General features: G+C 64.1%; 24 protein-coding genes. 14 read left to right on the top strand and 10 right to left on the bottom strand.

The genetic code is table 11. From position 1 onward, the window contains the following. The first annotated feature begins 76 nt into the window (after positions 1–76). The 4 genes from sppA to lhpI all read left to right on the top strand — a co-directional run bounded on the left by sppA (position 77) and on the right by lhpI (position 2,800). Positions 77–1,033, top strand: a complete 957-nt coding sequence (gene sppA / locus NKI18_RS02865) for a signal peptide peptidase SppA (protein WP_352616480.1) — start codon at positions 77–79, stop codon at positions 1,031–1,033. Between the two features lie 81 nt (positions 1,034–1,114). Next, on the top strand, positions 1,115–1,399 hold the full coding sequence (locus NKI18_RS02860; protein WP_023675261.1) for an integration host factor subunit beta: 285 nt from the start codon (positions 1,115–1,117) through the stop codon (positions 1,397–1,399). A 47-nt stretch (positions 1,400–1,446) separates the two neighbouring features. Continuing rightward, complete coding sequence (locus tag NKI18_RS02855) at positions 1,447–1,779, top strand: LapA family protein (protein WP_353018801.1); 333 nt, start codon at positions 1,447–1,449, stop codon at positions 1,777–1,779. 52 nt (positions 1,780–1,831) lie between these two features. After that, entirely contained in the window at positions 1,832–2,800 is a 969-nt protein-coding gene (lhpI, locus tag NKI18_RS02850; RefSeq protein WP_353018799.1) for a bifunctional Delta(1)-pyrroline-2-carboxylate/Delta(1)-piperideine-2-carboxylate reductase, read from the top strand. 135 nt (positions 2,801–2,935) lie between these two features. On the opposite strand, the gene NKI18_RS02845 is transcribed toward lhpI, so the two are convergent. Both NKI18_RS02845 and NKI18_RS02840 read right to left on the bottom strand, forming a co-directional pair. Next, positions 2,936–3,304: a VOC family protein gene (locus NKI18_RS02845; protein ID WP_352616486.1), complete on the bottom strand. Its 369-nt coding sequence runs from the start codon at positions 3,302–3,304 to the stop codon at positions 2,936–2,938. An 86-nt stretch (positions 3,305–3,390) separates the two neighbouring features. Beyond that, positions 3,391–4,074 (bottom strand): helix-turn-helix transcriptional regulator, encoded by a 684-nt coding sequence (locus NKI18_RS02840; RefSeq protein WP_352468341.1) that lies wholly within the window; start codon positions 4,072–4,074, stop codon positions 3,391–3,393. Positions 4,075–4,180: 106 nt separating this feature from the next. Here NKI18_RS02840 and NKI18_RS02835 point away from each other — a divergent pair, with 106 nt between their 5' ends. The 7 genes from NKI18_RS02835 (at position 4,181) to olsB (ending at position 11,626) form a co-directional block, all read left to right on the top strand. Continuing rightward, the gene (locus NKI18_RS02835) at positions 4,181–4,666 is read left to right on the top strand and encodes a DUF1772 domain-containing protein (protein WP_352616487.1); all 486 of its coding nucleotides are present in this window, start codon (positions 4,181–4,183) and stop codon (positions 4,664–4,666) included. 88 nt (positions 4,667–4,754) lie between these two features. After that, complete coding sequence (locus NKI18_RS02830) at positions 4,755–5,816, top strand: RsmD family RNA methyltransferase (RefSeq protein WP_352616490.1); 1,062 nt, start codon at positions 4,755–4,757, stop codon at positions 5,814–5,816. Continuing rightward, positions 5,817–6,680, top strand: a complete 864-nt coding sequence (locus NKI18_RS02825) for a TrmH family RNA methyltransferase (RefSeq protein ID WP_352453976.1) — start codon at positions 5,817–5,819, stop codon at positions 6,678–6,680. Positions 6,681–6,706: 26 nt separating this feature from the next. Further along, positions 6,707–7,183: a signal peptidase II gene (lspA, locus tag NKI18_RS02820; protein ID WP_352454178.1), complete on the top strand. Its 477-nt coding sequence runs from the start codon at positions 6,707–6,709 to the stop codon at positions 7,181–7,183. 51 nt (positions 7,184–7,234) lie between these two features. After that, positions 7,235–8,224 (top strand): acrylyl-CoA reductase (NADPH), encoded by a 990-nt coding sequence (gene acuI / locus NKI18_RS02815; protein WP_352453975.1) that lies wholly within the window; start codon positions 7,235–7,237, stop codon positions 8,222–8,224. Between the two features lie 88 nt (positions 8,225–8,312). Continuing rightward, positions 8,313–10,601 carry a PAS domain-containing hybrid sensor histidine kinase/response regulator gene (locus NKI18_RS02810; protein WP_352453974.1) on the top strand — a complete coding sequence of 763 codons (2,289 nt, stop codon included), beginning with the start codon at positions 8,313–8,315 and terminating at the stop codon, positions 10,599–10,601. Positions 10,602–10,750: 149 nt separating this feature from the next. Then, complete coding sequence (gene olsB / locus NKI18_RS02805; RefSeq protein WP_023675251.1) at positions 10,751–11,626, top strand: l-ornithine N(alpha)-acyltransferase; 876 nt, start codon at positions 10,751–10,753, stop codon at positions 11,624–11,626. Between the two features lie 84 nt (positions 11,627–11,710). Here the strand turns inward: olsB and grpE are convergent, their stop codons facing one another. Further along, a complete protein-coding gene (gene grpE / locus NKI18_RS02800; RefSeq protein WP_352453973.1) occupies positions 11,711–12,346 on the bottom strand; it encodes a nucleotide exchange factor GrpE in 636 nt (211 codons plus the stop codon). A gap of 235 nt (positions 12,347–12,581) precedes the next feature. On the opposite strand from grpE, the gene NKI18_RS02795 reads away from it, so the two are divergent. Beyond that, a complete protein-coding gene (locus NKI18_RS02795; protein ID WP_353018793.1) occupies positions 12,582–12,785 on the top strand; it encodes a hypothetical protein in 204 nt (67 codons plus the stop codon). Positions 12,786–12,911: 126 nt separating this feature from the next. After that, entirely contained in the window at positions 12,912–13,934 is a 1,023-nt protein-coding gene (locus tag NKI18_RS02790; RefSeq protein WP_352453971.1) for a fatty acid desaturase, read from the top strand. Between the two features lie 147 nt (positions 13,935–14,081). Here the strand turns inward: NKI18_RS02790 and NKI18_RS02785 are convergent, their stop codons facing one another. The 6 genes from NKI18_RS02785 to cysG form a co-directional block, all read right to left on the bottom strand. Next, on the bottom strand, positions 14,082–14,702 hold the full coding sequence (locus NKI18_RS02785; RefSeq protein ID WP_352453970.1) for a DJ-1/PfpI family protein: 621 nt from the start codon (positions 14,700–14,702) through the stop codon (positions 14,082–14,084). Positions 14,703–14,837: 135 nt separating this feature from the next. Further along, positions 14,838–15,374 carry a DUF934 domain-containing protein gene (locus NKI18_RS02780; protein ID WP_352453969.1) on the bottom strand — a complete coding sequence of 179 codons (537 nt, stop codon included), beginning with the start codon at positions 15,372–15,374 and terminating at the stop codon, positions 14,838–14,840. Positions 15,375–15,555: 181 nt separating this feature from the next. After that, positions 15,556–16,320: a phosphoadenylyl-sulfate reductase gene (locus NKI18_RS02775; protein ID WP_352448339.1), complete on the bottom strand. Its 765-nt coding sequence runs from the start codon at positions 16,318–16,320 to the stop codon at positions 15,556–15,558. Next, a complete protein-coding gene (locus tag NKI18_RS02770) occupies positions 16,295–17,965 on the bottom strand; it encodes a nitrite/sulfite reductase (protein ID WP_352616495.1) in 1,671 nt (556 codons plus the stop codon). The genes NKI18_RS02775 and NKI18_RS02770 overlap by 26 nt, the downstream gene beginning before the upstream one ends. Before the next feature lie 73 nt (positions 17,966–18,038). After that, positions 18,039–18,344, bottom strand: a complete 306-nt coding sequence (locus NKI18_RS02765) for a DUF2849 domain-containing protein (protein WP_023675243.1) — start codon at positions 18,342–18,344, stop codon at positions 18,039–18,041. Then, positions 18,341–19,792 (bottom strand): siroheme synthase CysG, encoded by a 1,452-nt coding sequence (gene cysG / locus NKI18_RS02760; protein ID WP_352616498.1) that lies wholly within the window; start codon positions 19,790–19,792, stop codon positions 18,341–18,343. Before cysG ends, NKI18_RS02765 begins: the two co-directional genes overlap by 4 nt. 439 nt (positions 19,793–20,231) lie before the next feature. On the opposite strand from cysG, the gene NKI18_RS02755 reads away from it, so the two are divergent. Then, positions 20,232–20,681 (top strand): baeRF12 domain-containing protein, encoded by a 450-nt coding sequence (locus NKI18_RS02755; RefSeq protein WP_352448343.1) that lies wholly within the window; start codon positions 20,232–20,234, stop codon positions 20,679–20,681. A gap of 90 nt (positions 20,682–20,771) precedes the next feature. On the opposite strand, the gene NKI18_RS02750 is transcribed toward NKI18_RS02755, so the two are convergent. Beyond that, the gene (locus NKI18_RS02750) at positions 20,772–21,524 is read right to left on the bottom strand and encodes an SDR family NAD(P)-dependent oxidoreductase (protein WP_023718933.1); all 753 of its coding nucleotides are present in this window, start codon (positions 21,522–21,524) and stop codon (positions 20,772–20,774) included. Between the last annotated feature and the right edge of the window lie 90 nt (positions 21,525–21,614).

Raw genomic sequence — 21,614 nt, 5'->3', positions numbered from 1 at the left:
AGGCCGTCAGGAAACGGTAGCCGGGCGCGAATGGTTGCTTTAAAAGCATCTGCTCCCACCGACTACGAGGCTGACCATGGCATTGAGAGCCGACGACCTGATCGACCGCCGCCGCTTGCGCCGCAAGCTGACATTCTGGCGTGTCGCGGCGATTGTCGTCGCAGCAGCCGGACTGATCGCCTTCTCGGCGTGGATCTATGGTGACGACTTCACCGGCGCGGCTGTCGACCACATCGCCAAGGTCAAGATCGAAGGTACCATCACCGAAGACGAAGAACTGATCAAGCGGCTGGAGGCAATCCGTCAGTCGCCGCGCGTCAAGGCTGTGATCCTGTCGATCGATTCACCCGGCGGCACCACCGTCGGTGGCGAATCGATCTATGAGGCAGTGCGCAAGCTCGCCGCCGACAAGCCGGTGGTGGCCGAGGTCGGCACGCTCGCGGCTTCGGCGGGCTACATGATCGCCACTGCGGCCGACCATATTGTCGCACGCAAATCGTCGATCGTCGGCTCGATCGGCGTGCTGATCCAGTACCCGGATGTCAGCGGCCTCATGGACAAGCTCGGCGTCAAGCTGGAGGAGGTGAAATCCTCGCCCTTGAAGGCCTCGCCTTCTCCCTTCAAGCCGACCAATGACGATGAGCGCGCCATGGTCCGCAAGCTCATCCTCGACAGCTACGACTGGTTCGTCGGCATCGTCGCCGAGCGCCGCAACATGACCAAGCCGGAGGTGCTGGCGCTCGCAGACGGGTCGATCTTCACCGGCCGGCAGGCGGTCACCAACAGATTGATCGACGCGGTCGGCGGCGAGGCCGAAGCAATCGACTGGCTTGCAGGCAAGGGTGTCGATGCCAAGCTCAAGGTGGTGGAATGGAAGGACACGGAAAAACGCGGCGGTTTCCTGTTCTCCAAGGCGATGGCGCAGACCGTCGGTGCTGCGCTTGGCCTGGCCGGCCATGACGGCGACGTCCTTCACGAAATTGGAGCGGACCGCTTGTTTCTTGACGGTCTCGTTTCCGTCTGGCACCCTTGAGGAACCGCTTGGGACGAGTGAAAAACCAAATAAAATCATTCTGATAATTTCGGCGGCACTGCTTTTACGGGGAGCCTTTTCATGATCAAATCCGAACTTGTGCAGATCATCGCCACGCGTAATCCGCATCTTTTCCTGCGCGACGTCGAAAACATTGTCAGCGCCATCTTCGATGAAATCACCGACGCGCTTGCCGAGGGCAACCGGGTCGAGTTGCGCGGCTTCGGCGCGTTTTCGGTGAAAAATCGTCCTGCCCGCACCGGCCGCAACCCGCGCACCGGCGAATCCGTAGAGGTCGAGGAGAAATGGGTACCGTTCTTCAAGACCGGCAAGGAATTGCGTGAAAGGCTGAACGGAGGCAAATAGGCGCGGCGCCCGCCACCGCTGGTGCCTTTGCTTCCGAACGGAAAAACATGTTCAATCGCTTCATTCTCATCGTGGTTTTCGTGCCGCTGGCCGTCATCCTGATTGCGCTGGCCGTAGCCAACCGCGAACCGGTGGCCTTCACACTCGATCCGTTCAATCCCGGCAATCCGGCGCTGACGCTGACCGTGCCGCTCTTCATTTTCCTGTTCCTGGCGCTGGCCATCGGCATGATCGTCGGCAGCCTGGCGACCTGGATCAAGCAGGGCCGCTACCGCAAGCTGGCGCGCCAGCGCGGCGCCGAGGCAAAGAACCTGCGCCAGGCGGTCAGCCGCGCGCCCACCGCGTCGCAGAGCCCAGCCTTGCCGAAGCCGACGAACTGAGCCGCGGCTCGGGCCTGAAGCACAACCGGCCTAGTTCTCCACGGAGCCTTTCATGCTGACCATTTCCGCCGCCGAGGTCGACCGCGCGCTGACCTTTTCCGGGCTGGTCGAGACGTTGCGCGCCGCTTTTCGCGACGGCGCCGTGCAGCCGGTCAGGCATCATCACACGGTCGAGCGGCCCGACGGCACCGCCTCGACGCTGCTTTTGATGCCGGCCTGGACGGACTTCAACGCCGCCGGCACCTCGGCCGGTGGCCATATCGGCGTCAAGATCGTCACCGTGTCGCCCGACAACAATGCCGTCGGCAAGCCTGCGGTGATGGGTCTTTACCTGTTGCTCGACGGCGCCACCGGCGAGCCGCAGGCCTTGATCGACGGCCAGCGGCTGACGCAGTGGCGTACCGCCTGTGCCTCGGCGCTGGCCGCCTCCTATCTGGCCCGCGAGGGCGCATCGCGGCTGCTGATAGTGGGCGCCGGCGCGCTGTCGCCATTCCTTGCAAAGGCGCATTCGGCGGTGCGTCCGACCAAGAACATCCGCATCTGGAACCGCACGCCGGCGAATGCCGAAAAGGTCGCGGCAAAATTGCGTGCCGAGGGTTTTTCGGCCGAAGCAGCAGGCGATCTCGACGCCGAACTCGGAAAGGCCGATATCGTATCGTCGGCGACCATCACCACCATGCCACTGATCAAGGGGGCACTGTTGAAGCCCGGAACCCATGTCGATCTGGTCGGCGGCTTCACGCCTGCGATGCGCGAAAGCGACGACGACGCGATCGTACGCGCCCGCGTCTATGTCGACACCCGCGCCGGCGCCACCAAGGAAGCCGGTGACATCGTCCAGCCGCTGGCATCCGGCGTGTTGAAGCCGGAAGCCATCGTCGCCGACCTTTATGAACTCACGCGCGGCCAGAAAAAAGGCCGGCAGAACGACGACGAGATCACGCTGTTCAAGTCGGTCGGCGCAGCCCTCGAGGACCTCGCCGCCGGCATTGCCGTGTGTCGGGCAAACGTAGGGGAGTAGGGGAGTAGGGGAGTAGGGGAGTAGGGGAGTAGGAAACCGCACTGATCGTGCGGCGCCGCGCCAGCTATGTTTCCTGCCACGACTCCCCTACTGCCCTACTGCCCTACTGCCCTACTGCCCTACTGCCCTACTGCCTTACTCCCTTTGCCAATAAACCCGCAGCCGGTGGCTGTCGGGATCAAGCGCGACGAAGGTGCGGCCGAAATCCATGTCGGTCGGCGTCTGCAGAATTTTCAGCCCGCGGCCGGCCCACTCGGCATGGGTGGCGTCGACGGCACCCGGCGTGTCCAGCGCAAAGACGATCTCGGCGCCACCGCCTGCTGCCGCGGCGGCCGGTTCCACGGTGTGACGCGACCAGAGCCCGAGCTTGAAGTCGTTGTCGAGCACGAACACCACGAAGGTCGGCGAGGTCTCGACCGGTTGCCGCCCAAGCAGCGCGCTGTAGAAGGCGCCGCTTTGCTCAGGCTTGTCGACATAGAGGATGACGAAATTGGGCGGTGTCATGAATTGCTCTCCAGATGGTTTCGACTGGAGGAGCATAGCGTATGCCACTGCCAGATTCTGGCAGCAGTCTTAACTGAGCAGCAGCCTTAGCTTGGCGTGTCGAGCGTCGCCCGCCATTCTTTGAGCAGCACCTGACGGCGGCGCGGATAGCGCATCTCGGTGGCATTGAGGCCGGATATCCGGTCGGCGCGAAAGTGCCTGAAATCCTGGCGCATCTCGCACCAGGCCGCGACGACGCGCACCTTGTCGAAGAAGCCGAGTGCGAACGGCCAGACGGTGCGCTCGGAGGCAGCGCCGCCGGCGTCGCGATAGACAAAGCTCAGCTTGCGCTCCTCGCGGATGGCCTGCCGCACCACGCCGAGATCGATGCCTTCGGTGACCTCGGTGCGCGACCCGACCAGCAGCGTCGAGGCGTCGAGCTCTTCGCGCAAATCGTCCGGCAGCACCGCGGCGATCTTGGCCAGCGCGTCGGTGGCGGCGTTCGCAAGCCGCCAGTCCGGCTGCTTGGCCACCCAGCGCGAACCGAGCACGATCGCCTCGATCTCCTCATCGGTGAACATCAAGGGCGGCAGCATGAAACCGGGCCTGAGCACGTAACCCAACCCCGCCTCGCCCTCGATCGGCGCGCCCTGCCCCTGCAGCGTGGCGATATCGCGATAGAGCGTACGGATCGACACACCCATTTCGCCCGCAAGGCTGCGGCCGCTGACCGGCCGGCGATGCCGGCGCAGGATCTGGATCAGGTCGAGCAGGCGTTCAGCACGGGACATGAATCATGACCTAGTTTCAATCACGATAGAGCCCCAGCACTTTCGGCGGCAAGCGACATGGTGGCGGACGGGAACGTCTGCGCCCTGACGCCGTTGTCTGGCCATTATGGATATGCGCGGGGTCCTGTTGTTCTGGTCGGTTTTGACCGCCATCGTCGCTGCGCTCAGCCTCGGACCATCCTTCGCCCATGTGCTGGAATCGGTGCCGCGGCTGACCAGATGGCCGCCTTCGCTCTGGCGTGAAACCACTGTCTTCAACGCTCAGTTCCAATTCTTCGCGATTGTCGGCGCACCGCTGGACGTGGCCGCGATCGCCTGTCCGGGGCTTCTCGCCTGGATGCTGCGCAGCGACCGCCCGGCATTCTGGTGGATTTTGGCCGCCACCGTGCTTTATCTGATGGCCCTCGTGGCGTGGTTTACCCTGGTCAAACCGGCAAACGATGTCCTGGCCACCTGGGTGCCTGGACCGATCCCGGACAATTTCGAAAGTATCCGGAGCAGCTGGGAAACCGGCCATATGGTCGTCACCGGCTTCAAGGCCGTTGGTTTCATAGCGCTCGCAGTCGGCCTGCTGTCGATCAGGCGCGGCTGATCCGGTTGCAAACGTCGGCAGCCCTTTTGTTGCGCCGGTCAATGTGCTGTGGCAGAAGCGGCGAGCCGCCTTCCGGAGATGCGCCTTCTTGAAACCTTTTCGCGACAAACGCCGCGACAGCCGCCCGCCCGCGAAGGGCGGGGCGGAGCAGCCGCGGCGGCGCGACGCCGGCCTGACCGCCGGTTCGGAGCCTAAACTGCAGGACCGGTCCGAGCCGAAAGCCGCGCCGCGCCCTCTATCCCGCCGCGATGGCGCGCTGCCTGCCGAACATCTGCCGCTGATCCTCGAGGTCGGCCCCAATCAGGACTACGCGCTGCTCGACAGCGGCGCCGGAGAAAAACTCGAGCAATACGGCCCCTACCGCATCGTTCGGCCGGAGGGCCAGGCGATCTGGCAAAAGGCTTTGCCGGCCAGGGACTGGGAGCGCGCCGACGCCATTTTCACCGGCGATACCGACGAGGAAGGCATCGGCCGCTGGCGCTTCCCCAAGACGCCGCTCGGCGAGACCTGGCCGATGAAGCATGACGGCATAGATTATCTCGGCCGCTTCACCTCGTTTCGCCATGTCGGCGTCTTTCCCGAGCAGGCCTCGCACTGGGACCACATGGCCGGTCTGATCGCGGCGGCAAAACGGCCGGTGAAGGTGTTGAACCTGTTCGGTTACACCGGCCTTGCCTCCTTGGTGGCGGCGCGTGCCGGCGCCGAGGTCACCCACGTCGATGCTTCCAAGAAGGCGATCGGCTGGGCGCGCGAAAACCAAGAAATGGCGGGCTTGTCGCAAAAGCCGATCCGCTGGATCGTCGACGATGCCGTGAAATTCGCCGAACGCGAGGAGCGCCGCGGCAGCCGCTACGACATCATCCTGTTCGACCCGCCCGCCTATGGCCGCGGACCGAAAGGCGAGGTCTGGCAGCTGTTCGAGGACCTGCCGGCGCTGACCGATATCTGCCGCGCGATCCTGACGCCGAAGCCGCTCGCCGTGGTACTGACCGCCTATTCGATCCGCGCCTCTTTTTTCGCCATCCATGCCCTGATGCGCGACACCTTCGCCGGCATGGGCGGCACGGTCGAGTCGGGTGAATTGATCATCTGCGAGAAATCTGCCGGTCGGGCGCTTTCGACCTCGCTGTTCTCACGCTGGGTGGCCTGAATGAGTGCGTACGAACGGCACGCGGGCGCGCCAGGGCAGGTGAAGGAAGTCACCAGCCTCGCCAACCCGCTGGTCAAGGACATCAAGGCGCTCGCGCTGAAGAAATTCCGTGACCAGCAGAATGCCTTCATGGCCGAAGGCCTGAAGCTGGTCATCGACGCGCTCGATCTCGGCTGGTCGATCAGGACATTGGTCTTCGCCAAGGCCGGACGTGGCAATACGGCGGTTGAAAAGATCGCGGCGCGCACGGTCGCCGCTGGCGGCACCGTTCTTGAAGTTTCGGAAAAAGTGCTGGTCGCCATCACCCGCCGCGACAATCCGCAAATGGTCGTCGGCGTGTTCTCGCAGAAATTCCTGCCGTTGAAGGACATCCGCGCCCGTGACGGCGACGTCTGGGTGGCGCTCGACCGCGTCCGCGACCCCGGCAATCTCGGCACCGTCATCCGCACGGTCGACGCTGTCGGGGCCAGGGGCGTCATCTTGGTCGGCGAGACCACCGATCCCTTTTCGGTCGAAACGGTGCGCGCCACCATGGGCTCGATTTTCGCCGTGCAGGTCGCCAAGGCGTCGCCCGAAGCTTTTCTCGCCTGGCGAAAGAGCTTTCCCGGCCTCGTCGCCGGCACCCATCTGAAGGGTGCGGTCGACTACCGCTCGGTCGATTTTTCAAAAGGCCCGGTGCTTTTGATGATGGGTAACGAGCAGCAAGGCCTGCCTGACGAGCTTGCCGCAAGCTGCGACAAACTGCTGCGGATACCGCAGGCCGGCCGCGCCGATTCGCTCAACCTTGCGGTGGCCACCGGCGTCATGCTGTTCGAGATCCGGCGCGGCGCGCTGAAGCTCGGCCCGGAGGACGCCAGATCGTGACATCTCAAACCGTGAAACTGCAAACCATGAAGTCCTGGAGGCCGTATGCTCTTCTGGTCGTCGCCGCGATAGCGCTCGACCAGTGGGTGAAATACCTAGTCGAAACCGGTCTTGCCTTTCAGGAACGGCTCGACCTGCTTCCGTTCCTGGCGCTGTACCGCACCTACAACACCGGGATCGCGTTCTCGCTGTTTTCGTCCTTCGGCGACACCGGCCTGGTGGTCGTCGCGGTTCTGGTGGTCGCTTTCGTGCTCTATCTTGCGGCCCGCACGCCGCCCGGCCACCTGCTTGCCCGCATCGGCTTCGCGCTGATCGTCGGCGGCGCGCTCGGCAACCTGATCGATCGCGCAATCTACGGTCATGTCATCGACTATGTCCTGTTCCATACGCCGGTCTGGTCCTTCGCGATCTTCAACCTCGCCGACGCTTTCATTTCGGTTGGTGCGGTGCTGGTCGTCTTCGACGAACTCATTGGCTGGCGGCGCGGAGCGTCGAGCGATTGACCTCACTCGCCTGGCGCCGCACATTCTGATCTGCAAGCCAGAGGAGAAAAAATGCCCGAAACCTTCAAAGCCATCCTCGTTTCGCGTGACGCCGAGAAAAACCAGTCAGTCGCGGTGACCGAGCTTACCGAGGCAGACCTGATGGAGGGCGACGTCACCGTCGCGGTCGAGGCGACGACGGTGAACTACAAGGACGGTCTTGCAATTACCGGCAAGGCGCCGGTAATCCGCCGCTGGCCGCTGGTGCCGGGCATCGATTTCGCCGGCACCGTCATCTCGTCTTCCAATCCCGACTGGCGCGAAGGTGACAAGGTCATATTGAACGGCTGGGGCGTCGGTGAGACGCATTTCGGCGCCTTTGCAGGGCGCGCCCGCGTCAAGGGCGACTGGCTGGTGCCGTTGCCGGACGGCATGAGCCCGCATGATGCGATGGCGGTCGGCACCGCCGGCTACACCGCCATGCTTTGCGTCATCGCGCTGGAGCGCCACGGCATCGTGCCCGATCGCGGCCCGGTGGTGGTGACCGGCGCTGCCGGTGGCGTCGGCTCGGTCGCGGTCTCGATCCTGTCCAGCCTCGGCTATCACGTCATCGCCTCGACCGGCCGCGCTGCCGAAAGCCCCTATCTGATCGACCTCGGCGCCGCGGAAGTGATTTCACGCGACGAGCTCACCCAGCCGGCAAAACCGCTCGCCAAGGAACGCTGGGCCGGCGGCGTCGATGCGGTCGGCAGTCACACGCTGGCCAACGTTCTGTCGATGACCTCCTATGGCGGCGCCGTCGCCGCTTGCGGCCTCGCCGGCGGCATGGACCTGCCGGCAAGCGTCGCCCCCTTCATCCTGCGCGGCGTCTCGCTGCTCGGCATCGATTCGGTGATGGCGCCGAAGGCGGTCCGCCTCGAGGCCTGGCGCCGCATCGGCGCCGATCTCGACCACGCAAAGCTTGCCAGCCTGTCGACGAGCATCGGCTTCGACGGCATCATCGGCGCCGCGCATGACATCGTCGAGGGTAAGATCCGCGGCCGCGTGGTGGTGGATATGTGAGCCCCCAAGGGATAAAAAAGAGCGCGACCGCTAAAATTCGAGCGATCAACCACAACCTTCGATAAGCTCTGTCTGGCAGGATTTCCGTATGATTGCGGAACCCGGCATCAGAGAGGCGGAACCAGCCGAACGGGCCGACGGGACGGCCCCCGCGGCGCCAGGACGGCAGCTTGTCGCCGCGCCACCGCTGGCGCCGGAACTGCCGGCCTCCAACCGCGAAGGCCTGCCCTTCCTGACGCTCGTCGCCATCGTCGTGCTGGCAGGCTTTTCGCATCTGACCGGGGCGCCGATCTTCATCACCATCGGCCTTTTGGCGACAGCCATCGCCGGGCTCGCCATGCATCTGCGCAACAGGCGCACCGAGCGCCGCGCGGTGGCCCTGCTCGATGCCACGACCGCCCGCAGCCGCGCCGAAATCGAGACGCTGGCCGACCGCATGTGGGAGATGCAGGAGAGCGAGGAGCGCTTTCGCGGACTGATCGATGCACTCGGCGATCTCGTCGTCCATCGTGACCGCGACGGCCACATTGTCTACGCCAACAAGGTTTTCGCCGACCTTGTCGAAACCGACCAGCGCGACCTTGCCGGCAAGACCCTGGCCGAACTAGGCATCGATGTCGGCATCGTCCCCGACGCCGCGTTTTCCGACCACGAATGCCTGAGTTCCACCGACGTCGCCATTCGCACGCCGGACGGCCCACGCTGGTTCTCTTGGATCGAGCTGTCGGTGCGCGACAAGGACAGCGGCGCCGTTTCGCATCGCGCCATCGCCCGCGACATCACCGCTCGCAAGCGCGCCGAATCCTCGCTGATCACCGCCCGCGAGCGGGCCGAATATGCGAGCCAGGCCAAATCGCGCTTCCTCGCCACCGTCAGCCACGAGATCCGCACGCCGATGAACGGCATCATGGGCATGGCCCGGCTTCTCGCCGACACCAGCCTTTCGCCCGAGCAGCGGACCTATGTCGGCGCCATCTCGACCTCGGCCAGCGCGCTGCTGGCGCTGATCGAGGACCTGCTCGACTACTCCAAGATCGAGGCCGGCCGCTTCGATCCCGAACCGCAGCCGATGTCGGTGCGCGAGATCGCCGACAATGTCATCGAGCTTTTGGCGGCGCGGGCTTTTGCCAAGGATATCGGCCTCGGCTGCCATGTCGAACCCAACGTGCCGCAGCTGATCACCGCCGACCCCGGCAGGGTCAGGCAGGTGCTGCTCAATCTCATCGGCAACGCCGTCAAGTTCACCGACAGCGGCGGCGTCCTGGCAAGCATCGCCCGCGTCCGCACCGAAACCACCGACCGCATCCGCTTCACCATCACCGACACCGGCCCCGGTCTGCGCGAGGAGGACATGGAGCGCATATTCGAGGACTTCGAACAGGCTGACGGCACCTCGACCCGTGCGCATGGCGGTGCCGGCCTCGGTCTCGCCATTTCCAAACGCCTGGTGATCGCCATGGGCGGCACTATCTCTGTGTCGAGCCGGCTTGGCCAGGGGTCCGAATTCGTCTTCGAGATTCCCGCTATTTCCGCCGTCGAGGCGCCGCAGATCCGCCAGGACGCGCTGTCGGGCCGGCATGCGGTGATCGTATCGAAGAACCTGGTCGAGGCCGAAGCCCTCGCCCGCACCATTCGCGCCAATGGCGGCACGGTCGATCTGGCCACCGCCGCCGCCCAGGCCACCCCTTTCGCCGAGAGCTGCGACGTGCTGCTGATTGATGCTGCCATGGAGCAAAGCGACGGCAGGCTGCTCAGGCGCCTGCGCCAGAGCGGATTTGCCGATTGCGAGGCAGTGACGCTGATCGCACCGACCGACCGTGGCATGCTTGGCGAGTTCCGTGCCAATGGTTACGCCACCTTCCTTGCGAGGCCGGTGCGCGGCGAGACATTGCTGCGCGTGCTTTTGACCAGCCACGCGCCGGTCATCGCCGAGCCGCAACTGCAAAAGCGCGGCGCGCAGGCGGGGCACGCCATTGGCGCCCGCCAGCAGGGCCTGTCGGTGCTGATCGCCGAGGACAACGACATCAACGCCATGCTGGCCCGCGCCACGCTGCTGAAGGCCGGGCATCGCGTGAAAGTGGTCGGCAACGGCAAGGCCGCCGTCGAGGCGGTCATCAGCACCGGCCACAAGCACCGTTACGACGTGGTGCTGATGGACTTGCATATGCCTGTCATGGACGGCCTGGACGCCATCGCCGCCATCCGCCGCCATGAGGAGGAGACCGCGGTGCCGCCGGTGCCGATCATGGTGCTGTCGGCCGACAGCCAGGAAAAGACCCGCCACGCCGTGCTCGCTCACGGTGCCAGCGGCTTCGTCACCAAGCCGCTCGACCCCGATGCCCTGGTTCATGCGGTCGAAGGGCAAGCGGCCGCCTGAGGCACAACATAGACGGTTGATAGATTACCCAGCCGACGAAGTATTGCCCGCAGAGGCGTATCACGGTACTGTCACAATCCTGTTGCACCTACACCGTATCCCCGTGCCAAGAGGGATGGCTCGAAGGAGAATCACTCGTGCATACAGTCATGCCGGAATGTGATGCTCGGCCGAACGCCAGCGGGCCTTTGCTCGTCGGCCGGAACGCCGATGCCGTCATAAAAGGCGCATCGCTCGGCCGCATCGGCAATCTCGAAGTGCGGCTCGCCCGCAACGAGGCCGAGATCGCTGCCGCGCAGGAAGTGCGCTACCGGGTGTTCTACGACGAGCTTGGTGCCAGGAAGGACCTGTTCCAGATGCAGGACCGCCGCGATGCCGATCGCTTCGATCCCCTCTGCGATCATCTGCTGGTCTTCGATACTTCGCTTTCCGGCCCCGAGCATCGCCGCATCGTCGGCACCTACCGCCTGCTGCGGCAGGAGATTGCCGCGGCCGCCGGCGGCTTCTATTCCGAAGGCGAATTCGAACTGACCAAGCTGATCGCGCGGCATCCCGGCCAGCGCTTCCTCGAGCTCGGCCGCTCCTGCGTTCTGCCGGAATACCGCTCGAAGCGCACCATCGAGGCGCTGTGGCAAGGCATCTGGGCCTACATCAACCATTACGGCATCGGCGTGATGACCGGCTGCGCGTCGTTCCACGGCACCGTGCCTGCGGCACATGCGGAGGCGCTGACCTATCTTGCCCACCACTGCCGGACGAATTCATCATGGGACGTGCGTGCCGTCGCCGGGCGCTATTGTTCCATGGATCTGATGCCGATCGAGGCCGTCAATACCAAGGCGGCGATCGCCGCGATGCCGCCGCTGGTCAAGGGCTATCTGCGCGTCGGCGCGCGCATCGGCGACGGTTGCGTCATCGACCGTGAATTCTCGACGGTCGACGTGTTCGTGGTGATGCCGGTCAAGGAGATCGGTGCCCGCTACGTCAATTATTATGGCGGAGAAGCGCAGCGGTTTGCGGCCTGAGTAGGGCAGTAAGGGAATAGCACTGACTGCTGGAGCAGCAATTGGCTACTCACTACTAACCATTCACTATTCACCATTCACCATTCACGCATCCTTCTCGGCCTGCTCGTTGACTGGCCCCGGCTCCACTGGCGCTTCGCTTGCGACATGCTTGGGGCCGCCCTTGGCGACGCCGACCATGGCCGGCCGCAGAACACGCTCGCCGATCGAATAGCCGGGCTGCACGACCTGCACGACCGTGTTGGCCGGTACGTCGGGATTGGGCACCTCGAACATCGCCTGGTGGAAATTCGGATCGAATTTCTCGCCCTCGGGCTCGAGCTTCTTCACGCCGTGGCGTTCCAGCGCCGACAGCATGGCGCGCTCGGTGATCTCGACGCCGTCGATCAGCGCCTTGAAGCCGGCATCGCCCGAAGCCTTGGCCTCCTCCGGGATGGCATCCAGCGCACGGCGCAGATTGTCTGACACCGAAAGCATGTCGCGGGCAAAATTGGCAACCGCATAGGCGCGCGCATCGTGGACGTCGCGGGCGGTGCGGCGACGCAAGTTCTCCATGTCGGCCGCGACGCGCAGCACGCGATCCTTCAGCTCTTCGTTTTCCTTCAGAAGCCGCACAAGCGCTTCATAGTCGCCGTCGACGCTACCTTCCCTTGGCTCCGCGGCAGCCTCGGTCTTCTCGGCTTCATCGGGCGCGCGTTCGTCTTTTGCCTGGTCGCTCATCGCCGTTTCCCGTCATTTTCGAATGGTGTGATTTGCGCCCGATATCGAGGTTTGGCGGCCAAAAATCAAGGGGCAAGCGATACTGCAGCCGCTGTCGCTGCTTGATTGCGGACGGCGCAGACCTCTCGATTTTAATTCAAACTTTACCGTACCCGACGGCTTTGCTTGCCAGCATGCTACAATGCGGGAACCATTCCTCCCTTGGAAGAGTTTCGAAGCCGACACAGGATTTTGGATGATGCCCCGCAGGAATGGCGAAAAACGCGTCGGGCTCGCCGCCGATATCCGGCGCCAGCTCGGCACCGAGGCGACTAAGCGCTTTCTGCGCACCTTGCCGGCCTTCCGCACGGAGTCCGATATTCCCGACCGTCTGAAGGAATTGCTCGACCGCCTGGACGGCGTCGAAGCCAAGGTGGTCGCAGGCGGGCGCCATCGGTAGACACCGTCGCCAGCAACGCGACCTGCGATTGCGGCCGCAATTCCTCGCCATCGCGCGACATTTACCCGCAGTAACTTTGCGTGATCGCCGCCTTGCGGCAGCGCCCTGCTCCGCCTATGTTTCATGATGAACATGATTTCCCCCGAAGCTGTGGCAAACAGCAAGCGCGCCTGGTTGAAAATCCTGTCGCGCTATAAAAAGCCCGACAGGCGTCGCAGCGCCGTCGAACTCGCCATCACCCTCATTCCTTTCGCCACGCTGTGGGGATTGTCCTCGGCCGCTTATGCCTATGGCCATTGGTGGGGTCTGGTCCTCATCCTTCCGGCCGCCGGCTTTCTGGTGCGGATCTTCATGATCCAGCACGATTGCGGCCACGGCTCCTTCTTTGCCAATCGCTATGCCGACGACTGGATCGGCCGCGTCCTTGGCGTGCTGACGCTGACGCCCTACGATTGCTGGCGCCGCGCCCACGCAACCCATCACGCCAGCGCCGGCAATCTCGACGAGCGCGGCACCGGCGACATCAAGACACTGACCGTCGCCGAATATCGGCAACTGTCGTGGCGGGGCCGGCTCGCCTATCGCCTCTATCGCCATCCGCTGGTGATGTTCGGCCTTGGCCCGATCTGGATTTTCATTTTCGAGCAGAGACTGCCCTTGGGCATGATGCGGGGCGGCCTCACCCCCTGGGTGTCGTCGATGTCCACCAACCTAGCCATCGCGGTCATCGCCGCGCTGCTCATCTGGTTCGTTGGCCCCGGCGCGTTCCTGGTCGTGCATTTGCCGATCGTCATCCTCGCCGGATCGGCCGGCATCTGGCTGTTCTATGTCCAGCATCAGTTCGAAGAGACGGAGTGGACAAAGGACTCCGAGTGGGAATTCCAGCACGCTGCCCTGCACGGTTCGTCCTATTACGACCTGCCGCCGGTGCTGAACTGGATCACCGGCAATATCGGCGTCCACCACGTGCACCACCTCTCGGCCAAGGTGCCATGCTACCGGCTTCCGGAAGTGCTGAGGGACTATCCGGAGTTGCGCGAGATCGGCCGCGTCACACTCCTCGACAGCCTGCGCTGCGTCAAGCTGGCGCTGTGGGACGAGAGCCGCAGCAAGCTGGTATCGTTCCGCGAAGCGCGGATGGCCGTGTAGACCCACCGCCGCACCTAAAGCGCGTCGCGCTCGACCGGCCTCATGCGACGCGCTTTAGGTTCTTGTTTATGCATGCCGTTATCGCAAAACCGCTGAACACTTTTGCGCGACATGCGTTAGGGGTGCGGCGGGCTCCACATTCCGAGCTTAAGCCGCCTGGCGCTGGTCGCGCATCAGGATCTCGCCCTGGCGGATCTCGGTGCCCAGCACTTTCAGGCATTCGCGCATGAACGCGGCAAGGCCCGGCCAGCCCTTGGCCGACACCAGATTGCCGTCGACATGGGCGCCGGTCGGCGCAACATCGATATAGATGCCGCCGGCCAGCGTGACTTCCGGCTCGCAATATTGCAGCGCCGCGACTTCGCGGCCGCGCACCACGCCGTCGACCGCGATCAGGATCTGCACGCCGTGGCAGATGGTGAAGATCGGTTTTCCCGTCTCATGGAAATGCCGCACCAGCGCCTGCACGCGCTTGTCGATGCGGATATATTCCGGCCCGCGCCCGCCCGCCGCGTAGACGGCATCGTAGTCGGCCGGATTGACCTCGGAAAACGTATTGTTGAGGATGTAGTCGTGGCCGAGCTTTTCCGTATAGGTCTGGTGGCCCTCGAAGTCGTGCAGCGAGGTCTTCAGGATATCGCCGGCCTTCTTGTCGGGGCAAACGACATGGACGGTGTGGCCCACCGCATGCATGGCCTGTTCAAAGACGAAAATCTCGTACTCCTCGCTGAACTCGCCAACGAGCATCAATATCTTCTTGCCAGCCATACCCGGTTCCTCCCTTGTGGCCACATTTATTCGGATCGCGAAATAATGGGCCTATCCTAAGGCGGAGAGGCGCAAAATAAAAGGCTGAATCGGGAATGTGGTCCGACCAGAAGGCTTCTGGCCCTCCGGAGCGGATCAGCCGGCGCGCACCCGCCGCCAGGAATATTTCGGGCCTTTGGCCTCCGGCTTCACCGCCGGCTGGTAGGACAGCGGCAGTCCGCCGGTACGACCTTGCTCGAGCCGCTTCAGCAGCACCGGGTGCGATATCTCGAATTCATCGAAGCCGAGGCGCAGCATATGCGGCAGCTGATCAATCAGCACCTGCCCGGTGGCGCGCATAGCGCCTGCAAAATGATAACGGCTGCGCAGCAATTCGCCCTTGGAGAACGAGCGGCCGTCATTGAACGCCGGAAACGCCAGCGCCACCAGCGACAGCTGATCGAGCAGGCCTGCGATCTTTTCGAGCTGATCGCCGGGCTGCAGCAGCACACCGATGCGCTCCTTCGCCGACCGCCGCACCTCCGGATCGAGGCCGAGAAACGCCTGCAACGGCAGGATGAAACGGCCATTGCCGACCAGCGCCTCGGCGCTTTCGGCATGCACCCACTCGTCCTCGCGGAACCCATCCGGTGTCCACAGCCGCATGGCGTTTTCGGCTATCAAGTCGCTCATCAAGAAAATTCCCAAGTCCAAAGATTCTAAAGTGCAAAACACCTCAGGGTGCGTTGAGATTCAGGTCAGGCCGAGCCGAAAATGGTGGCTTCCGAGAACCGGAGCGGAGCGTACTTTGGGTACGTGAGCGCCGGAAGCGCAGGAAGCCGCCGTTTGCAGGCCGGCTGAATATCAACATACCCTAAAGCGAGGCGTCGGTCAGCGATCTTTCCAGCCCCGACAAATGGATGCCGCATTCGGTCTTGGCGTGCCCGGCCCAGCGGCCGCTGCGCGCGTCGTCGCCCGGTTGCACCGGCTGCGTGCACGGGAAACAGCCGATCGACAGATAGCCATAGGCGACCAGCGGGTTTTCACGCAGCGCATGCGCGCGCATGTAGCCGGCCTGGTCTGATGTCGTCCAGTGCGCCAGCGGATTGATGCGGATGCGCGAGCCGACCGCCTCGAACACCGGGAGCGCTGCCCGGGTCGCCGCCTGGAAGCGCTTGCGGCCGGTGAACCAGGCGCGGAACGGCTCGACGCCGCGCGCCAGCGGCTCGACCTTGCGGACGTCGCAGCAGGCGTCGGTGTCGGTCTCGTTCAGATTGCCGGTCGGGTCGATCCTTGCCAGCGCCGCATCGTCGGGCCTGATCACCCGGATATCGCTCAGCCCGAAATCGGCGGCCAGCGCGTCACGATAGCCGAGCGTTTCCTCGAAATGCTTGCCTGTGTCGAGAAAGATCACCGGCAGCGTGCGGTCGATCTCGGCGATCATGTGCAGCAGCACCGCCGAATCCGCGCCGAAGGACGAGACGGCGGCGATTTCGCCGTGAAAGAACTCCCGGGTCGACCGCTCGATGATCTCCAGCGGCTTCAGATGGCCGTAGAGCGCGTCGAGACCCGCCGCTTGGGCGGCGATGCCGGCCTCGACGTCGACGATCCGGTCAAGCGGCCTTGGCTTCGCCAGCATAGAGCGCCTCCTTGAACGGCGCGGGACCGACACGGCGGTATGCGTCGATGAATCTTTCATTTCTGTCCAACCGAAGCCCGAGATAGGTCTCGACGATCTGCTCGATGGCGTCGGTGATCTCTTCCGAGCTGAAGCCGCGGCCGATGATCTCGCCGACCGAGGTGTTCTCGTCGGCCGAGCCGCCGAGCGTCACCTGGTAGAGTTCGGCGCCTTTCTTCTCGACCCCGAGGATGCCGATATGGCCGACATGGTGATGGCCGCAGGCATTGATGCAGCCGGAAATCTTCAGCTTCAATTCGCCGATGTCGCGCTGGCGCTCCAACGAGGCGAAGCGCCGCGAGATTTCCTGCGCCACGGGAATCGAGCGCGCCGTTGCCAGCGCGCAATAATCGAGGCCGGGGCAGGAGATGATGTCGCTGATCAGGTTGGAATTGGCCGTCGCCAGCCCGATATCGACAAGCGCGTCATAGACCGCCTTGAGGTCGGCCCGCGCGACATGCGGCAGGATCAGGTTCTGCTCGTGGCTGACGCGCAGCTCGTCGAAGGAATATTTTTCGGCAATGTCGGCGACCGCTTCCATCTGGCTGTCGGAGGCATCGCCGGGCGTCTCGCCGATGCCCTTGAGCGAGATGGTCACCGCCGCGTAGTCGGGATGGCGATGGGTGACTACATTCTGGTCCAGCCATTCGGAAAAGCTCTTGGAGTCGAGGCGGGCAAGCTTGACCGCCTCATCGCCTTCCGGCCGGTCGACAAGCGCCGGCGGCGCGAAATAGGCGTCGATGGCGCGGATGTCTTCTTCCGGCAGCCTCAGCACGGCGTCCTTCAACTCCTGCCATTCGGCCTCGACCTGGCGGGTGATCTCCTCGACGCCGGTCTCATGGACCAGGATCTTGATGCGCGCCTTGAACTTGTTGTCGCGACGGCCGTAGAGGTTGTAAACGCGCAGGATCGCCGTGCAGTAGGACAACAGATCCGCTTCGGGCAGGAAGTCGCGGATCTTCTTGGCGACCATTGGCGTGCGGCCCTGGCCGCCGCCGACATAGACGGCGAAACCAAGCTCGCCGGCAGCGTTCTTCTTCAGATGCAGGCCGATGTCGTGCGTCTGGATGGCGGCGCGGTCGCGCTCGGCGCCGGTCACCGCGATCTTGAATTTTCGCGGCAGGAACGAGAATTCCGGATGCACCGACGACCATTGACGCAGGATTTCGGCATAGGGGCGCGGATCGGCAACCTCGTCGGCGGCGGCGCCGGCGAAGTGGTCGGCAGTGACGTTGCGGATGCAGTTGCCGCTGGTCTGGATGGCGTGCATCTCGACGCTTGCCAGATCCGCCAGGATCGCCGGGATGTCCGACAGCGCCGGCCAGTTGAACTGGATGTTCTGGCGCGTCGTGAAATGGCCGTAACCTTTGTCGTATTTGCGGGCGATGTGGCCGAGCATGCGCAGCTGCTTGCTGTTCAGCGTGCCGTAGGGCACCGCGATGCGCAGCATATAGGCATGCAGCTGCAGATAGACGCCGTTCATCAGCCGCAGCGGCCGGAACTGGTCCTCGGTGATCTCGCCGGCAAGCCGCCGCGCGACCTGGTCGCTGAACTCGGCGACGCGGGCCTTGACGAAATCGTGGTCGAACTCATCGTAACGGTACATATTCAGGTCTTTCCGGGCGCGTCCGCCCGTTATTTTCTTCGTTCGAGCATGATCGGGATCATGCTTGGGTCATCTATGCCGCGCGTGCGGCTTGCGGACGGGCCTGCTTGCCCAGGTCGTTGCGGGTGGTCGGGCCGGCGGCACGGATCTTTTCACGCAGCCGGACCGCTTCGACCGTGCCGTTGGCCACGGTCACGTCTATCAGGTTGACGTCGACCACTTCGTTGGCGGCGGAGGCCTTGGCGCCGATCGCCTCCAGCCGGTCCTCGGCCGCCTTGTCATGGGCGATGTCGGCATGGTCGATGGTCTCGGCCCAGCCGCCATTGGCGTACCAGACGGCTATGCCGTCGGCGAGGCGGTTCGCGGTCAGGACTTTCATTGGTTCACTCCTTGCGCGGCAGCACGGACCACGCTTTCCTGCCTGTGTGCCGCCAGCGGCTCGGACCGTTCGAAATTGGCGCCGGCGACCGCGTCGCCGATGATGGTCATCACCGGGCCGCTGAGGTCGGCGCGCGCCTCCAGCGACGGCAGGTCGGCGAGCGTGCCGTGGAAACGGCGGCGGCTGGCAAGGCTGGCATTCTCGACCACGGCGACGGCCGTATCCGGCGACAGGCCGGCTTCGATCAGCCGGCCGGCGACCTCTGCAGCGACCGAGCGGCCCATATAGACGGCGACCGTCGCGCCGGAAATAGCGAGCTTTGCCCAATCTGGCAGCGAATTTCCCTTGAGGTCATGGCCGGTGGTGAACACCATCGACGACGACACGCCGCGCAGCGTCAGCGGCAGTTCGAAATCGGCGGCGGCGGCGAAGGCCGCGGTGACGCCCGGAACCACTTCGTAGGCGACGCCGGCATCGCGAAGTGCCGCCATCTCCTCGCCGGCCCGGCCGAACACCAGCGGGTCGCCGGACTTCAGCCGCACGACACGCTTGCCGGCGTGGCCAAGCTCGACCAGCAGCGCATTGATCTCGGCCTGGCTCTTGGAATGGCAGCCCTTGCGCTTGCCGACCGGCAGGCGCTCGGCATCGCGGCGGCCCATGGCGACGATCGCCTCCGGCACCAGCGCGTCATGGACGATCACGTCGGCTTCCATCAGCAGGCGATGGGCGCGCAGCGTCAAAAGGTCCTCGGCGCCTGGACCGGCGCCTACAAGCGCGATATGGCCCGATGCCGGTTCTTTCGAAAGCAGCAGGCCGACGGCCGCATCACGCGCCTGCGAAAGCTCGCCGGCCTCGACAGCGCGGGCCGGCGCGCCGCCAAAGAAATCGCTCCAGAAGCGGCGGCGGGCATTGCCCTTCGGCAGCAGTCTTTCGGCAGTGTCGCGAAACGATGCGGCAAGGGCTGCGAGCGGACCGAGCGAGGGCGCCAGCATGCGGTCGATGCGGCTGCGCAGCATCTGCGCCAGCACCGGGCCGGCACCTTCCGTGCCGATGGCAATGGCGACCGGCGCGCGGTTGACCAGTGCCGGCGTGAAGAAATCGCACAGCTCCGGCCGGTCGACGGCATTGACCGGAATGCCTAGCCGGCGCGCATCCCCGGCAACGCGGCGATCGAGCGCCTCGTCGCCGCTGGCGGCAAACACCATCACCACACCATTGAGATGTGCTGCATCATAAGCGTCGGCGATGTGGGCGGCCCCGGTCTCGGCGATAAAGGCCAGCAGCTCCGGGCTTGTTTCATCGCTGACGATGCGCAGCTCAGCGCTCGACTGCGCGAGCAGCCGCGCCTTGGCCAGCGCTTCCTCTGCGCCGCCGACGATGGCTATGGCTTCGCCCTCGACCCGCATGAAGACGGGAAAGGCATTGAGCTTGGGCGTGGCTTGCGGCATGACGAGCGGAATCCTGGAACCGTTTGCCAGTTCTACGCGGGGGCGCGAAAAACCAGAAGGCACCCACTCGCGCATCGCTTCGTAGCAGGCAATCTCTTTTCTGCAAGCATGAAGGCCAAGAGAAAAATATTCCACATTCAAATGCGGAGCAGATTGAAGCTGCTGCTGCAGCCCTTGATCCGCTGCCTTTCTAGCGGCTGGAGGAGCTAACCACAAAACAGATTTTTCTAAATTCTATCAATTTAGTAGATTAAGCCGCCGGATGCTGACCGAGCGATCGACGGCAGCCCGCGCTCTCGCCGGCCCTTGTCGGAATACCGGGTCCGAGTACCGGAACATTCCCGCCTCGGCACGCGTTTGCCCTATGGGCCCAAGCCCGGTCATGCCCCTACGGCAAAGGCTTGGCGATGGGCTTGAAAAATCAAAAAAGGAGCGCCCCATGAGCAACGTCAGACTGAAACGCGGACTGTGGATCGTGGTGGCAGATGGCGAAAAGGCGTTGTTTCTCGAGAACCGTGGAGACGTCCAATATCCCGACCTTCAGGTCGTGCACGAGATGGAGCAGGAAAATCCGGCAACCCGAGAACAAGGCACGGACCGCCCCGGCCGCTACAGCGACGGCCCTTCCGTCCACCGCAGTGCGGTCGAGGACACCGACTGGCACCGGCTCGGCAAGGAGCGTTTTGCCGAAGAGATTGCCGACAGGCTCTACAAGCTCGCGCATCGCGGCAGCTTCAAGGAGATCGTGCTGATCGCGCCGCCGCCGGTGCTGGGCGACATGCGCAGGAAACTGCACAAGGAGGTCACCGACAAGATAACGGCCGAAATTCCAAAGACGCTGACCAACCACAGCATACCCGATATCGAGAGCCTGCTGCAGGCGACCTGATCGGCATCGGCGGCGCCAACCGCCGCCAGACTTGAACACGCCGCCCGCGATGCTGACAAATCCTGCCGGCTCGCTCGCCTGGAAAGCCTTCTATACGTGCTGGCCGCCATTGATGTGTATTTCCGAACCGGTCACGTAAGACGCCTGCTGCGAGCACAGGAAGAAGATGATGTCGGCGACTTCCGCCGTGGTGCCCAGCCTTCTCAGCGGGATGGTCTCGACGATTTTTTCGGTGCCCGGCGACAGGATCGCGGTGTCGATCTCGCCCGGCGCAATCGCATTGACGCGAATGCCGTGGGGGCCGAAATCATGCGCCATCTCGCGGGTCAGCGAGCCGAGTGCCGCCTTCGACGTCGCATAGGCGGTGCCGGCGAAGGGGTGCACCCGGGTGCCGGCGATCGAGGTGACGTTGACGATCGAGCCCTTGGCCGATGCCAATTCCTTGAACAGTCCGCGCGCCAGCATGATCGGCGCAAAGAAATTCACCTGGAAGACGTCGCGCCAGACATGCATCGGCGTGTCGATCGAGTTCATGCGGCTGTTGCCGTCCTTGAGCTTGGGCGAGATGCCGGCATTGTTGACCAGCGCATGCAACTGCCCGCCATGCGCCTCCAGCCGGTGGCGGATTTCCGAGATGGCGATGCCGACATCCTCCTGGTCGGCGAGGTCAACCTTGATGTGGTCTTCAGGTCCGGCCGGCCACGGGCAGTCCTCGGCAAAGGCCTGGCGCGAGCAGGTGATGACGCGCCAGCCCTCGCGTGAAAAACGCTTGACCGTGGCATGGCCGATGCCGCGGCTGGCGCCGGTCAGCACGATGGTTTTTCTGGTGTCGGGTTCAGCCATGTCACTTGTCTCCAGGCGGAGATGTAGCGGAACGCGCGAGCGGTTGCGAGGGGTCGGATGCCCGTAGGCGGCGTTGCGGAGTGGAACCCG

The sequence above is a fragment of the Mesorhizobium sp. M0800 genome, from assembly GCF_040320095.1.
Classification (GTDB): domain Bacteria; phylum Pseudomonadota; class Alphaproteobacteria; order Rhizobiales; family Rhizobiaceae; genus Mesorhizobium.
The sequence above is the reverse complement of the archived record's forward strand: the minus strand, read 5'-3'. Positions and strand labels throughout refer to the sequence as shown.

What these genes read in the sequence shown, in the direction of transcription:
- sppA (WP_352616480.1), top strand. Translation starts at nt 77, where the DNA reads ATGGCATTGAGAGCCGACGACCTGATCGACCGCCGCCGCTTGCGCCGC.
- NKI18_RS02860 (WP_023675261.1), top strand. Translation starts at nt 1,115, where the DNA reads ATGATCAAATCCGAACTTGTGCAGATCATCGCCACGCGTAATCCGCAT.
- NKI18_RS02855 (WP_353018801.1), top strand. Translation starts at nt 1,447, where the DNA reads ATGTTCAATCGCTTCATTCTCATCGTGGTTTTCGTGCCGCTGGCCGTC.
- lhpI (WP_353018799.1), top strand. Translation starts at nt 1,832, where the DNA reads ATGCTGACCATTTCCGCCGCCGAGGTCGACCGCGCGCTGACCTTTTCC.
- NKI18_RS02845 (WP_352616486.1), bottom strand. Translation starts at nt 3,304, where the DNA reads ATGACACCGCCCAATTTCGTCATCCTCTATGTCGACAAGCCTGAGCAA.
- NKI18_RS02840 (WP_352468341.1), bottom strand. Translation starts at nt 4,074, where the DNA reads ATGTCCCGTGCTGAACGCCTGCTCGACCTGATCCAGATCCTGCGCCGG.
- NKI18_RS02835 (WP_352616487.1), top strand. Translation starts at nt 4,181, where the DNA reads ATGGATATGCGCGGGGTCCTGTTGTTCTGGTCGGTTTTGACCGCCATC.
- NKI18_RS02825 (WP_352453976.1), top strand. Translation starts at nt 5,817, where the DNA reads ATGAGTGCGTACGAACGGCACGCGGGCGCGCCAGGGCAGGTGAAGGAA.
- lspA (WP_352454178.1), top strand. Translation starts at nt 6,707, where the DNA reads ATGAAGTCCTGGAGGCCGTATGCTCTTCTGGTCGTCGCCGCGATAGCG.
- acuI (WP_352453975.1), top strand. Translation starts at nt 7,235, where the DNA reads ATGCCCGAAACCTTCAAAGCCATCCTCGTTTCGCGTGACGCCGAGAAA.
- NKI18_RS02810 (WP_352453974.1), top strand. Translation starts at nt 8,313, where the DNA reads ATGATTGCGGAACCCGGCATCAGAGAGGCGGAACCAGCCGAACGGGCC.
- olsB (WP_023675251.1), top strand. Translation starts at nt 10,751, where the DNA reads ATGCCGGAATGTGATGCTCGGCCGAACGCCAGCGGGCCTTTGCTCGTC.
- grpE (WP_352453973.1), bottom strand. Translation starts at nt 12,346, where the DNA reads ATGAGCGACCAGGCAAAAGACGAACGCGCGCCCGATGAAGCCGAGAAG.
- NKI18_RS02795 (WP_353018793.1), top strand. Translation starts at nt 12,582, where the DNA reads ATGATGCCCCGCAGGAATGGCGAAAAACGCGTCGGGCTCGCCGCCGAT.
- NKI18_RS02790 (WP_352453971.1), top strand. Translation starts at nt 12,912, where the DNA reads ATGAACATGATTTCCCCCGAAGCTGTGGCAAACAGCAAGCGCGCCTGG.
- NKI18_RS02785 (WP_352453970.1), bottom strand. Translation starts at nt 14,702, where the DNA reads ATGGCTGGCAAGAAGATATTGATGCTCGTTGGCGAGTTCAGCGAGGAG.
- NKI18_RS02780 (WP_352453969.1), bottom strand. Translation starts at nt 15,374, where the DNA reads ATGAGCGACTTGATAGCCGAAAACGCCATGCGGCTGTGGACACCGGAT.
- NKI18_RS02775 (WP_352448339.1), bottom strand. Translation starts at nt 16,320, where the DNA reads ATGCTGGCGAAGCCAAGGCCGCTTGACCGGATCGTCGACGTCGAGGCC.
- NKI18_RS02770 (WP_352616495.1), bottom strand. Translation starts at nt 17,965, where the DNA reads ATGTACCGTTACGATGAGTTCGACCACGATTTCGTCAAGGCCCGCGTC.
- NKI18_RS02765 (WP_023675243.1), bottom strand. Translation starts at nt 18,344, where the DNA reads ATGAAAGTCCTGACCGCGAACCGCCTCGCCGACGGCATAGCCGTCTGG.
- cysG (WP_352616498.1), bottom strand. Translation starts at nt 19,792, where the DNA reads ATGCCGCAAGCCACGCCCAAGCTCAATGCCTTTCCCGTCTTCATGCGG.
- NKI18_RS02755 (WP_352448343.1), top strand. Translation starts at nt 20,232, where the DNA reads ATGAGCAACGTCAGACTGAAACGCGGACTGTGGATCGTGGTGGCAGAT.
- NKI18_RS02750 (WP_023718933.1), bottom strand. Translation starts at nt 21,524, where the DNA reads ATGGCTGAACCCGACACCAGAAAAACCATCGTGCTGACCGGCGCCAGC.